The sequence below is a fragment of the Paenibacillus sp. FSL R5-0713 genome (assembly GCF_037973325.1).
In the GTDB taxonomy this organism is placed as follows: Bacteria; Bacillota; Bacilli; order Paenibacillales; family Paenibacillaceae; genus Paenibacillus.
In genome coordinates this window covers 479,376-492,564 of sequence record NZ_CP150229.1, presented here as the reverse complement: position 1 = coordinate 492,564, position 13,189 = coordinate 479,376, and the positions used below count along the sequence as shown (strand labels likewise).

Genomic DNA, 13,189 nt, shown 5'->3' with positions numbered 1-13,189 from the left:
GTCCACACGTTTAGCGTATCGTTATTTCTCTCTCCAATGTCAGCAATACTAGTGAACGAACCGCCGGAAACGGCTCGTCTTCTTCTGTACGTATCGCAAGATACAGTGTCTGCAAAAACAGACGCATATTCAGGTCCCTATGACTGGTATCCAGAAATGATCTGTTTACTGCCTTAGTTTCTTGATGAAGGGAATCGATCCACAACGTAATATCTTTTTGCTCCAGCAGATTGCGACGAAGAATGGTCACTACAGCATGCGCTATTCGCTGATCTTCATCATGGATGTAAACTTCACTTGATTCGGTTATTTTCCGGCTGATTGCATGCAGAAGTTCCAGCAGTTCCATTCGCTCCAGATATGGTGACTGAGCCAGGTCTTCAACCGCATCCGCCGCATGTGCGGGGGCATGCGCCCAGCCCTTATCATCGACATAGCCGCGAAGATCTTTTTCACATGCCAGATATGTAATTAACCGTTGATGAATCCCTGCGATATCCACCTTGTTCAGGAAAGGTTTCTCACGATCCAGATTCAGGATTGGAGGCAGTAACAATATGGAGAACGTCCGTGTAAACACACTGTCCGTTCCCTGCTCTCCGATGCCATGGAAGAGGTGCTGATCATCCAGAGCCAACTGCAACAGATGCATCAGCTCGTCTTCGGTAAATACACCCTTTCCAATCCAGGTTGCAAACGTAGTATAGATCAATTCATCCCGCAGGACAGGGTCAGGACTGCCAATATGTTTCATCATATGCAGCGCCAATTCGTAAGGTTGTTCCACATGGTCTATGGACCGATTAGCTGACTGGATATGCTGCAATTTTTGCTTTAACGTCAGAGCATCCATCTATTGTGCATCCTTGGACGAATTCAAATGCACGCTGCAATTGTACAGTTCGCATTGCCATGTATCATCTTTCTTGGCAATCCGCGTAATGGATGTATTGGACAGCTTCACGCTAATATCAAGCTCAGGCACCAGACCTCGTAATGTATTCCGCAGGACGGCTCCGTGACTGACCACGATTACTTTGCCATCAGGATGCTGCTGTACAATCTCTTCAAGCACTGCACTGCCTCGAACAGTCCCTGCATCTGCAAGCTCCCGTCCCAGATCCAGGGTGCTCCAGTCCGCTCCCCACTTGGCTAACCGTTCCTCTTCCGTCGTTCCTTCGACCTGTCCTCCCCCCATCTCGCGAAGTCTGGAGTCCAGATGGATCTCCTGAATGCCCAAGCGATCACCAATGATGCGAGCCGTCTCACTTGCACGTTCCAAGTCACTTGCATAGATGGCATCCCATGATTCCTCTGCCAGTCTCGTTGCAAGTAAAACCGCTTGTTCCCTTCCCTCCTGATCCAGCGGATTGTCCGTCTGGCCCTGAGAACGTTTTTCCTTATTCCACGCTGTGCTTCCATGGCGAATCAGTGCAATTTCAGTCATTGTTGTTCCTCACCTTTTTCGATATGAAGTTCATCTTCTGTAAAATGTTTGCGTGCCTTTGGCTTGGCAAATTTGCCGCCATTATATTGAGCAGATCCGTTTCTCGGGATCGAGAGACTGTCCCACGCTGTTTCTTTAAGCATTTTTGCGGCAAATACAATCTGTCCGACATGATATGGATAGTGCGCCAATTGCCGAATAATGGCCTCCATGACGGTATGCCCTTCATTGCGAATATATATGATATGAGACAATTGTTCCGGGGTAAATGAACGAATGGCTTCGAGCAGGCATGTCCAGCCTTCCTCCCATTTGGCAATCAACTCTTCCCGGGAAGCAATATCATTCACGAATTCGGCGTCCCGTTCACGCCATGGTTTCTCTCCATCTGTTGTCAGTACCTCTGTCCAACGGGACAGCATATTGCCCCAGAGATGTTTTACAATCACCGCGATGCTGTTCGCGTCTTCATTCCAGGATTGAAACAACTGCTCGGACTCCAGTTGCGCCATAGCTTTTTCCCCGAGCTGCTTGTAATACAGAAATTGCTTCTCCGCCGTTTCCAGAAAAACCTGATTCATATCCATCCGTTAACCACCCTTCGAAAAAAGTAATATCGCCCTGATCACCTTCAGCCCGATACGTCACTTGCCTTTATTCAGGAAATGAGAATGTACCATCAGCATTCGGTTCAAATGGAATGACTTTACGTACCGCATCCAAATTAAGTTCTCCATAAATATGTGGAAATAGTTCATTCAATTCGTATAGATCTTCATACACCAGTTCCGGCTTTAACGCCTTCTCATCAATACTAAGCAATAACAGATCCGTACGACCTGCATAATATTGCCCGGCTACCCATGGAATCTGTTCCTTGGTGGAACAATGAATGAATCCGTCTGTCTCCAGGCTGTCTGGTGCATACTCACTACCCTTGGACACTTCTTCCCACAATGAACGGGAAATAATACTATAGATCATGGTTCCGCCTCCTTCATTTTCTGGTATGTACCCTATGTGTCGTTGGAAATATTATAGATCATCCCGGATACGGGAGTACATTTTTTGATCTGTAAAGATACCTTTGATCTTCAACTGTTTACGCAGCAATCCTTCATACGACATGCCCAGTTTCTCCATGACACGTGCTGAGCCTATGTTGCCTGCATTACATTTCCCTTCCAGCCGGTTGCAGTCCAGTTCCTGAAAACAATAATCCACGATGGGTTGCATCGCTTCTACTGCGAGCCCCTTGCCCCATTGACTGCTGGCTATCGCGTATCCCAATTCAGCACTTTGCATGTCTTCGTTGAGATGAAAAATGCCACCTCTCCCGATTAACGTCCCTGTTTCCTTCAGGACAAAAGCCCAGATATGGACCGTTTTCCGTTCATAATTATCCAGTACCCGCTGAATATATTGCATTGAATCTTCAACCGTCTCATGGCAATTCCACAAGCTTTGCTGACTCACCCTTGGATCAGAGGCAAACGCATAATATTCATCGAGATCATCCATCGTAAGACGTCTCAGTCTTAAGCGCTGTGTTTCGAATTCGGGTGATTCGGCAAAAAGTTTTTCTACATTCATTCAGCATACCTCCATGATTCACTTGAGTTCAGGTTCCACCCATCTTATTTCTCAGGAAATAACGATCGATCATAACCATGCATAGAATACCGACCGTATATCGAATCAGATCGATCACCAGAAAACCATGTCCCAAAATAAGTGCACCCCATACGGTTGAACGTATTTCAATCAGCCAAGGCGTCTGAATCAACTGTGTGAACTCAATCATCCAGCTGAATGCACAGCTCAAACACATCGCCCATACCAAACTGCGACGAGGCCACACCATGCGTACTCCGAAATAAATCATACCCGCCCAACATGCATCTCCGGCATGTTCATGCACCCAATTCGGCAATCGATCACCAAAGTGTCTGGAGGCGAGTCCTGCCGCCATGGTCACCATGACTGCAAAGAAATAGATTAGCCTGTCTTTCATCAGTACGCTTTTCAATCAATCACACGCCTTCATCAAGCACTTGTAAAATAAATTGCGTTTTGGCAGCGGTATACGATTCCCTGTCTTCCTTATTCTCATCAGCAAGCTTCATCTTAAGGGCGGCGTAAGCTTCCACCAGATCAGGGCGTTTTCTGAGCACATCCCGAAACTGCATTTGACGATTCCAACGTTCTTCTCCCGGGCGCATCAGATGAAGGTGTACAGATCTCTTGCCATCCTTAACCTTCACCCAGAATCGTCTATAATCCCGACCATCCAGTTCAGGCGGAACGTAGTTCCAGCCCAACGGATTCAACTGATCGGCAATCCGATCCATGTCATCCCATGACTGAACCTCTGCCATCAGATCAATAATGGGTTTGGCGGGTAACCCTGGTATGGATGTACTTCCAATATGTTCGAATTGATGGATATTAAATTGCTCTAAAAGGTGTTGAAGTTGCCGAATTTCTTCCTGAGCCTGCAAGTCCCAATTCGGATTGGGCGGAGCGATCTCTACCGACTCTGTCGCCCAGGCAGGCCAGTTTTCCGGTTGCATTGGATCTGTCATTCAGGTATCTCCTCTTCCACATGACATTTTTAAATGGTAACCTTCTCTGTATTTTTCATAGGTGCGTTGCTTCATGCATTCAATCGTTGTACTCCGTTGAAATGTAAGTATGGAACTTAGGGATAGAAGAAGATATTTCAGGTAGGCCAGATCACTAGAGTTAGGGTCCGAGCTGATAATCGAAGCTTTCATATTCATCCCACCCATTCCCGTTATATTGTTGTTAAAACAGAAGGCATTCCAGATCCCTATTTCTATATATCCAAAAAGGAGCGTATGTCTACGCCCCTAATTGTCTGATACCCTTGATCATATAATGCTATTAACGTGACGATGTACTGAATTTTTGGATTGATGCAAAGTGCTTCATTATATATAAATTTATTTTACCGTAACAGGGATGGTCACTTTTTTGTTGCCCCACTTAGCCGTTATGGATGTTTTACCTTTGCCTACAGCTACAATCTTGCCATTCGTTACTGTCGCTACGCTCGGCTTTGTGCTACTCCACACCGCACTGTCAGTCACAACAGTGGTTTTACCCGTATCATACTGGGCCATCACACTCAGCGTTGTACTTCCCTGTGGGGATAAAACCAGTTTTTTCTGACCTGTAATCAGCTTTTTGAGCAAAGATACAACGGTAACCTCTGCCTTTATTGTCTGATTTTGATAAGTTCCTGTCAAGGTGGCTTTTCCTTCAGTCAGCGTTTTGACTGCTCCATTTTTTACGATAGCTACATTTGTATTGGAAGAGGTCCATATCACTTGTTTTGAAAGGTTGATCGTCTTGCCGTTTGCATAGGTGCCAATCACCTTCAACGCTTTGGACTTCTTGATGTTCAGCTGCATGGATGCAGGTGTAACCTCAACTTTGGTAATTTCGTCCGTCACAGCAACGGGCACTTTCACAATCGTTGTTCCGTATTTGCCTTGAAGCAATACTCTGCCTGGCGTAACGCCTTTGATTTTACCGTTTTCCAGCACAGCCGCGCTACTTGATACCGACCATACAATCTCAGACGTCACATCCTCTACCTTTCCGTTCGCACGTGTAATGCTTACTTTCGGGAGGGTGTTTTCACTGCCTTTAACAAAATTATAGGAGTTTGGTGAAGCTTTGATGCTTTTAATCTTCTCCTGAACTTGCACAACCAACTGGGCCTTAACCCCGTCTATTTCTGCAAAAATGGTTGCTTCGCCTGCGGCCACAGCCTTGACTTTGCCTTTCACCATCGTTGCAACTGCTGCATTACTGGTGGACCAAGTCACGCCTTCGGTAACATCCTGCTTATTATCAAAACCTTCTACCGTGGCCATCACCTGAAGTGTAGCTGTTTCGGATACACTCATCTTCTGCGGACTGTTATTGGTTATTTCAATCGATGTCACATCACCTGTAGCCGCCAAGGCCAACGAAGGGACAAGTATTGTTAATGTCATAATTAGAGCAAGCGTGCCTCGAAGCGCCAGTTTGATTCTACTCATTTCTATCTCCATCTCCCATAATCCAATATTTTACTTCTATTATATTATATCGGATACGATTAGCATAAAGTTGAATAACGTAAGTGGGAGGCTTGGAACAATTCATGATTTTCATTGTATAATATGGGAAGGTCGCGTAATACTGTTTTAATAAACCTAAAAGATGGGGGTGGGATATGTATGATCGAAAAGAATTTGCTTGATATGGTTTCACCTAAAAATAATCGTAAACGTATGAAAGCTATCGTCACTTCGACATCCACCATGATTCGTCCTGAAGACGAAATGGTTCTATTGATGAAAACAGCCCGCAATCGTTTCAAAAAGGCCCTTGAATCTGGACAAATTGAAATCATTAACGAGCGTGAATGGAAGCTGCGTTAACATTTAAGAAATAATTTCATTTACTTACATATAACGAAGAAATTTGTGATCAAGAAAGTAAGCTATACCTTAGGTCCGAGCACTAACCAAATCTGTTAAATTTGGCACAAATTTTTAGGGGATTGGTTGATTCAATAGCGTTACCGTTTAAAAGGGGATGTCCCTCGTCACATGTAACTTGACGTGTGGAACATCCCCTTTTCTACTGCCTAAAGCGTCACATAACCTCTCTACTTCACTTCATCCTGCTCTGGCAAAATCAAGCTCTCCACGCCTCCCATATAGGGCCGCAGGGCTACCGGAATGCGAATGCTTCCATCCTCTTGCTGATGATTCTCAAGCAACGGAATCAGGATACGCGGCGATGCCACCGCCGTATTATTCAGCGTGTGACAATAGGCCAACTTACCCTCGGCATCCAGGCAACGAATATTCGAACGGCGAGCCTGAAAATCATGCAGATTCGACGACGAATGGGTTTCCCCATATGCACCACGGCTCGGCATCCAGGTCTCGATGTCATACTGTTTGTACGTTTTCTGCGACATATCTCCGGTGCACACGGCGACAACACGATACGGCAGTTCAAGTAATTGCAGCAATTCCTCAGCGTGTCCCGTAATCTCTTGCAGCATGCGCTCCGATTCTTCCGCATCAGGGGCACAGAGAATGACCTGCTCGACTTTGGCAAACTGATGCACACGGTACAATCCGCGTACATCACGTCCGCCGGAGCCAACCTCACTACGGAAACACGTCGATACCGCGGCCAGCTTCACCGGCTCCTTCACATCGACAATCTCATCCGCATAATACGAGACAAGCGGCACTTCAGAAGTCCCCACCAGCCACTTGTTCTCCCCTTCGAGTTCGTAGACCTGATCCCGACCCGTTGGGAAGAATCCGGTGTTCACCAGCGCATCCTCCCTGACCATCAGCGGAACCTCCATTGGTGTAAAGCCGTGCTTCAGCAACAGATCCAGCGCCAGTTGCTGTACTGCCCGATGTAATAACAGGCCAGCGCCTTTCAATACATAGCTTCTTGTACCACCAATCTTAACGCCACGGGGAATATCGATCAGATCATGCAACTCCCCAAGTTCCACGTGATCTTTGGTGGTATACTCGAACGTTGGAACCTCTCCCACACGTCGCAATTCCACATTATCCGCATCCGACGTGCCTTTCGGGGTATCCGGGGATACGATATTAGGTACCAGCCATTGCAGCCTGGTTACTTCCTCCTGCACAGGGGCGAGCTTCGCTTCCACCTGTTCCAACTGTTCATTGATCTGTTTCACCTGCGCCCGCAAACCATCGGCCTCTTCCCGATTCCCGGCTTGCATGAGTCTGCCGATGTCTGCGGATAACGTATTGCGTAATCTGCGCCCTTCTTCCGATTCCTGCAAAAGTGCTCTGCGTTCCTCATCCCGCTCCAGCAATGTGCGAATGTTAATCTTGATTTTTTTCCCGTCTGCTGCCGCCTGAACCTCTTCTGCGTGTGCCCGAATCCACTTCATTTCCAACATGGTCACCGTCTCCTTTGGCTGTAAAAATACAAAGAGCGCCCTCATCCCTTGGGACGAGGAGCGCTCTGCTCGCGGTGCCACCCAACTTGCTGAATCAGGATATCCTGCTTCCAGCCTCTTGGTCCGCGATAACGGGCGGTTCCGGTTAACTTGGGGAAATATCGCTCCCCTGGCGAAAACGCCTCCGAGTTGGATGCTCATCAACGGCATGGTCCGATCTGTAATTGTTGTGTCTCAGTATATACGAACGATAGACCAGATTGCAACCTTTAGTATCGATCAGGAATTCATGGCACAACGTAACCTGTCCTGTTATGATAGACTTTGTCTTCATGGTTGCGCTTTATTGTGATCCTCAATTTATGTATATATGTAGAAGGAGTTCTTTATGAAAAAATTACTTTGGATCGGGTGTCTCTCCTATTTCCTCATTGGACTTGCCCACGTTGTGCTTGGTTCCATTCTGCCCGTTGCACTGGAACATTACGGCAAAGATTATAGCCAGGGCGGGACATTGATCTTCGCTCAATTTGCCGGATTCCTGGGCGGTGTATTGTTATCTCCGTGGCTGAACCGACGCTTTGGTAAAAGGGGAGGCCTGTTAATCGCGACAGCATTGCTCTGTATCGCAGAATTATCCTACATGCTGTTGCCGCCATGGGGCTGGATGTACGTCATCGCACCCGCTGCCGGTTTCGGATTCGGAATGGTTGAAGCTGTCATTGGCACCATTATCATCGCTGCAATCAAAGACAATACGGCTGTTGCCATGAGCCGACTGGAAGTGTTATTCGGGATCGGAGCGATGGTCATGCCGCTCATGGCCAGCGGTCTGATTGCTGCCGGATACTGGCGTTTATCCTTTCTCGTTGTTGCGATCTGTGCAGCGCTGACCTTTGCTTTCTGGGCGAAAGGATCATTCGGTGAGCTGGACAAGGTTCTGGAGCGACGAAAGCCAGCCGATGCTTCGAGACACACTCACACTGCCGGTGCATCAGGTGAACCGCATTCCGCAGATACCCCTATACACGGTCCAACCTATCGTGGACGCAACCTGACTCTTCTGGTACTGTTCGTCCTGTTCTTCTTCCTTTATGTTGGCACTGAGATGAGCCTTGCAAACTTCATGCCAGCGATCCTGATTGAGAAAATGAACATGAAGGAAGCCGGAGCAGCGCTTAGTGTCACCTGCTTCTGGATTGCCATGTCTGTAGGACGACTCTTCGCGGGATATATCGCAGAGAAATTCCAGTACCGCGTCTATGTGCTGTACAGTTGTCTTGCATCTGTGCTTTTGTTAATGGTGTTTCCATTTACAGACCAAATTTGGTCTGCGTTTCTCATCATCTTGCTGCTCGGACTTGCCATGTCAGGCATTTTCTCGATTGCCCTAGTCTTCGCCAGTAAACTGCTGCCTGGAACCGAAGAATCCACACCCAGCATTTTGATTGCCTCAGGTGGGGTTGGCGGTGCCATTTTGCCTTTGACCACGGGATGGAGTCTTGATCATCTGGAGGTTAATCAGTCTGCATGGATGCTTGCTATCTTTGCAGTTGGCCTGCTTGTCATTAGCGTGATCACGTACCAGTGGCAGAACAAACATGTGGTCGATCCAGCAACTTAACAGCTATGGGTGATACAGTCCAGAGCCACAGAATCAGAATTACCTATTAAAGAAATCGAAATGTCTACTGTCATGACTTGACGGTAGACATTTTTGGTAGCGTTACTCTGTTTTTTACGAACCCAGCACACGCTATTCCGCTCCATTTCTGTATGTTCGAAATCTAACGAACCTTAGAGAAGTTATTGTAGATAATTAGCTTCAAATCAAGGTCTTGTTGCATTTTTTTGGCATATTAACGCCGCTGAGATTCGTTAGATTTTTCATTCCCCAAGAACCGACTTAATAAAGTGTTCTCGATTCGTTACGATCTATTCATTTGCACAAGATTGCCCAGGAAATACTTTAAGGCCATCGGAATTACACACTTTTGTTAACAGTAGGCATTATATGCCCGTTGCTCTTGATGAATTTACCGAATACATATCGTACGAGCGGCCCTAGAATGATCAACTGATATGGAAGTGCCAGACTGAAATTACGAGCGATTGTATGCAGGTACGTACCAAGTACGGATACCCCATTTAATTGGTCCGCAAGATACGCTGAAATCATTCCGTACAAAGACATGATCAGAACCATGCCAATCACCATAAAAAATGACATGACCAGCACACCAAGGATCTTGTTGGACTTGTCAAAAGGTAAGGAAAATGCAATTTTTCTCGCTACTGGGCCAACAATGAAGGACTCTACCAGAAAAGCGATGACAAAACACAATAGGAATTGAAACAGGATCTCAAGCGGGGACAACTTGCCAAGTATCCCAGTGTGCCACAAATTGAAAGTCATCATCACCAGGACCATTCCTGTACACATCATTAAGCCGAAAATAATTTGTTCCTTCTTGCTCGTTGGCAATTCTCTCATCCTCTCTGTTTACCTTCGTAATTATAGAGATGATGACCCCCACCACATAAGTGAACATTCCGTGAACAAATCTGATTTTCAAGTTTTGATAAACCGGAGAAAAAGTTAAGCTCAAGAGAATACGATTTTTTTCTACAACATAAATTTCCAGAGAAAAGACAGTTTGGATAACGCTGTGATTGCTATTCGTTTGAAAATAGAGCCTTTCTGATTCGTAGATTCTGCTGGATGTTCATCTTTAACCGCAAGTGTACTATGTGCACGTTTGATATCCATAGCCTCTGTAAGTTGGTTGGCGAATGCAGAACCGGAAATGACCACAGCGGATTCGGTATTTAGGAAGGCAGATCTGGGATCAAGATTATACGAACCAACCATGCTGAGGTAATCATCCATGACAAATGATTTGCCGTGTATGGAATAAGGGCCTTCGTATTCATATATGGCCAGACTGGTATCAAGTAACCGTTCCTTAGAGCTTAAGTATCCCGCGAAAGCCAAAGGGTTAGGGGTCTGCTGGATTGAATTGGTTAGCATGACCCATTCTGCTTTTGGATTCATCGACAGATGTACTGCTTTCTCCATTTTTTTGGTGGGAATGGCATATGGCGTCTGAAGGTACACTTTCGAGTTTGCTTGATTGGCGAAATGAACAAATGTCCTCCACATGATCGGGTCTTTATACAGCCTTTTGATTGGATTGTGAATGAAAGCAACGTGGTCGGAATGAAGCGCTCCTTGAACCCATTCCTTTGGCAACACTTTAACAAAAGGATCGCTCTGATCTTGTGCTTCTTTATATAACTCAGCCAGTTGAGCCAGCTCTTTTAACCCTTTTGCATGATGCTGACGTTTTGCATGTTTTTCTGGTTTGGTGAATGGATGGTTCCATAACTGATCTAGATATTGTTTCATTTCAACAACCGTGCTGTTCGTATTATCGTTTGCATTGTAAACAAGGACATCGCGATCAAAAACATAGTCTTTTGGGGGTTGCAATGCCATATATTTATCACCAATATTTTGGCCGCCAATGATGCCATATGTGTTGTCGACAAGAAGGATCTTGTCATGCAGACGATTATGCCATGTCCATGGCATAAATAGGTGGAGTGGTTCATAATATCTTAATTCCACATTGGGATGAGCTGCAATGGCATCTGGAATATCACGCAATTCTCCGCGCATGCTGTGAAAAATCCCGTCTAAAATGATTCGAACTTGAACCCCCCGATCAGCCGCATCGAATAAAGCAGCAAAAAAAATCTGAGATGTTTTTCCTTTTTGAATGGAGTAATAGGCCAGGTCGATGCTTGTTTTTGCCTCTCGAATGGTCTGGATTCTCACCTGTCCCGATTGAAAGCCGTCCTCCAGGAGCATAACGCGATCTGTTGTACTTCCTTCTGTTAACGATTTTTGCATATCCGTATTTTCGATAGCAGATGGAGACGGAACCAAAAATAAAAGGTAGGCTGTGAAAAAAACGTAGGCACTATAACACAGAATCATTGCGATTATGGTTTTAAGGATCATTCAGTACTCCCCCATTTTTATGTAAAAGTATTTATTGGTATAGCAGTACTATCTCCTTTTGTACCTAAATTATGTTGTTTAAATGAATCAAGCTGCTCGGCTCAAGGCCAAACGATCAAAAACTAAAGCGGCTTAGAAGCAAATAGACGATGACCGGAAATCCGTTCCCATCCAGTTCCTGACTGGACACGACTGGGCCTCTGGCCTATAATTACACCTAGTAATGCCCGTAACTTCATAGTTTCCCAGGGGAGTCGGAATTGGCCGGCTGAGAGTGTATCCCACCAAGATACTAACCCTTAGACCTGATCTGGATCATGCCAGCGTAGGAATCGGAGTATATCGAAATGGCACAGCCCTATGGCTGAACGCCACCTCTCTAACGCCTGCACGCGTCCCGGATTACGGGGCGCTTTTTTAATGTTCTTTTATATAGCCAGAGAGCTAAAAAAAGTGACGTTATCCGGATCATAGCTGGTATAAATCTGTCGATTTATGCAAGAAGCTTGGATATGAAGCCAAGGAGTACCCGTGCCACTGGCCGGACATACCGAAGGAGAGAATCACAGATGAAATGGCGTAAAACAATGGGACTGTTGCTCTTATGTGTACTACTGGTGACTGTGGCCGCATGTGGCGGTAAAGAAGCTGCCCCGGCTGAACAGAACGGCAGCACGAATACGGAGAGCAGCAATGAAGGTGACAACGCAGCCCTCAAGGATGTTAAAGTGGTGCTCGACTGGACACCAAATACGAATCATACCGGCTTGTATGCGGCCGTAGATCAAGGTTTTTATAAGGCTGAAGGCTTGAATGTGGAGATTGTTCAGCCAGGTGCCGGCGGCGCCGATACGATGGTTGCTTCCAATGAAGTGCCATTTGGCGTAAGTTATCAGGAAAGTGTAACTCAAGCCCGTACACAAGGGGTTCCACTCGTCTCCATCGCAGCAGTTATTCAGCATAATACATCCGGATTTGCTGCTCCGGCAGATCGGAATATTAAATCACCGAAAGATTTTGAAGGCAAAACTTATGGCGGCTGGGGTTCCCCAGTGGAAGAAGCCGTGATGCAATCCATTATGGAAGGCGAAGGCGCCGACGTATCCAAAGTGAAAAACATTAACATGGGTGACGCTGACTTTTTCACCGCTGTAAAACGGGATATTGATTTCGCGTGGATTTTCTACGCTTGGACGGGGATTGAAGCTGAACTACGCGGAGAACCGATCGACATGTTATATGTGAAGGATTATTCAGATGCACTGGATTACTACACGCCTGTTCTCGTAACGAACGAGCAGACCATTCAGAACGACCCTGAGTTGGTGAAAGCATTCCTGAAAGCCACTTCAGAAGGATATCAATACGCAATTGATCATCCCGAAGAAGCAGCGAATATCCTGATCAAGGCCGTACCGGATCTGGACAAGGAATTGGTACTGGCAAGCCAGAAATGGCTGAGTCCGAAGTACACGGATGACGCCCCGCGCTGGGGAGAACAGAAACAGGAAGTGTGGCAGAACTACACCGACTGGATGTTTAGCAAAAAACTGCTGGATGAACAGGTTGACGTGAGCAAAGCATATACGAACGCGTTTTTACCCCAATAAAATATCTCATATAAAACGAACTTAATATTTACACGAGGACGGAGAGGACAGAAATAACGTGAAAAAGCGAAGCGGTCGCCTTTATCACCGGATTTTCCCTTTAGAGAAAGGGAATCAAA

Annotated in this window: 14 protein-coding genes and 1 riboswitch; of the genes, 3 read left to right on the top strand and 11 right to left on the bottom strand. The window is 46.1% G+C overall.

All coding sequences use genetic code 11. The features are described 5' to 3' along the window. Positions 1-10: 10 nt before the first annotated feature. The 8 genes from MKZ12_RS02380 to MKZ12_RS02345 form a co-directional block, all read right to left on the bottom strand. On the bottom strand, positions 11-853 hold the full coding sequence (locus MKZ12_RS02380; RefSeq protein ID WP_339258537.1) for a DUF2785 domain-containing protein: 843 nt from the start codon (positions 851-853) through the stop codon (positions 11-13). Then, positions 854-1,447 carry a histidine phosphatase family protein gene (locus MKZ12_RS02375; RefSeq protein ID WP_339239256.1) on the bottom strand — a complete coding sequence of 198 codons (594 nt, stop codon included), beginning with the start codon at positions 1,445-1,447 and terminating at the stop codon, positions 854-856. Next, on the bottom strand, positions 1,444-2,034 hold the full coding sequence (locus MKZ12_RS02370; RefSeq protein ID WP_339258535.1) for a DUF1572 family protein: 591 nt from the start codon (positions 2,032-2,034) through the stop codon (positions 1,444-1,446). The genes MKZ12_RS02375 and MKZ12_RS02370 overlap by 4 nt, the downstream gene beginning before the upstream one ends. Positions 2,035-2,101: 67 nt before the next feature. Next, a complete protein-coding gene (locus MKZ12_RS02365) occupies positions 2,102-2,431 on the bottom strand; it encodes a DUF952 domain-containing protein (protein ID WP_339258533.1) in 330 nt (109 codons plus the stop codon). Positions 2,432-2,482: 51 nt separating this feature from the next. Beyond that, positions 2,483-3,040 (bottom strand): GNAT family N-acetyltransferase, encoded by a 558-nt coding sequence (locus tag MKZ12_RS02360; protein WP_339258532.1) that lies wholly within the window; start codon positions 3,038-3,040, stop codon positions 2,483-2,485. 28 nt (positions 3,041-3,068) lie between these two features. Then, a complete protein-coding gene (locus MKZ12_RS02355; protein ID WP_339258530.1) occupies positions 3,069-3,476 on the bottom strand; it encodes a DUF2809 domain-containing protein in 408 nt (135 codons plus the stop codon). A 4-nt stretch (positions 3,477-3,480) separates the two neighbouring features. Then, complete coding sequence (locus tag MKZ12_RS02350; protein WP_339258528.1) at positions 3,481-4,032, bottom strand: GrpB family protein; 552 nt, start codon at positions 4,030-4,032, stop codon at positions 3,481-3,483. Positions 4,033-4,413: 381 nt separating this feature from the next. Further along, complete coding sequence (locus tag MKZ12_RS02345; protein ID WP_339258526.1) at positions 4,414-5,520, bottom strand: Ig-like domain-containing protein; 1,107 nt, start codon at positions 5,518-5,520, stop codon at positions 4,414-4,416. Positions 5,521-5,700: 180 nt separating this feature from the next. Between MKZ12_RS02345 and MKZ12_RS02340 the strand changes: the two genes are divergently transcribed. Next, positions 5,701-5,904 carry a hypothetical protein gene (locus tag MKZ12_RS02340; RefSeq protein ID WP_339239248.1) on the top strand — a complete coding sequence of 68 codons (204 nt, stop codon included), beginning with the start codon at positions 5,701-5,703 and terminating at the stop codon, positions 5,902-5,904. 230 nt (positions 5,905-6,134) lie between these two features. On the opposite strand, the gene serS is transcribed toward MKZ12_RS02340, so the two are convergent. Further along, on the bottom strand, positions 6,135-7,433 hold the full coding sequence (gene serS, locus MKZ12_RS02335; RefSeq protein WP_339258525.1) for a serine--tRNA ligase: 1,299 nt from the start codon (positions 7,431-7,433) through the stop codon (positions 6,135-6,137). A gap of 388 nt (positions 7,434-7,821) precedes the next feature. Here serS and MKZ12_RS02330 point away from each other — a divergent pair, with 388 nt between their 5' ends. Beyond that, a complete protein-coding gene (locus MKZ12_RS02330; protein ID WP_339258523.1) occupies positions 7,822-9,057 on the top strand; it encodes an MFS transporter in 1,236 nt (411 codons plus the stop codon). A 360-nt stretch (positions 9,058-9,417) separates the two neighbouring features. On the opposite strand, the gene MKZ12_RS02325 is transcribed toward MKZ12_RS02330, so the two are convergent. Beyond that, positions 9,418-9,852 carry a hypothetical protein gene (locus tag MKZ12_RS02325; protein ID WP_339258522.1) on the bottom strand — a complete coding sequence of 145 codons (435 nt, stop codon included), beginning with the start codon at positions 9,850-9,852 and terminating at the stop codon, positions 9,418-9,420. 207 nt (positions 9,853-10,059) lie between these two features. Next, positions 10,060-11,460 carry a phospholipase D family protein gene (locus tag MKZ12_RS02320; protein WP_339258521.1) on the bottom strand — a complete coding sequence of 467 codons (1,401 nt, stop codon included), beginning with the start codon at positions 11,458-11,460 and terminating at the stop codon, positions 10,060-10,062. Between the two features lie 237 nt (positions 11,461-11,697). After that, a riboswitch (TPP riboswitch) is annotated at positions 11,698-11,810 on the top strand. Positions 11,811-12,029: 219 nt separating this feature from the next. Between MKZ12_RS02320 and MKZ12_RS02315 the strand changes: the two genes are divergently transcribed. Then, positions 12,030-13,070 carry an ABC transporter substrate-binding protein gene (locus MKZ12_RS02315; RefSeq protein ID WP_339258519.1) on the top strand — a complete coding sequence of 347 codons (1,041 nt, stop codon included), beginning with the start codon at positions 12,030-12,032 and terminating at the stop codon, positions 13,068-13,070. Positions 13,071-13,189 lie beyond the last annotated feature (119 nt).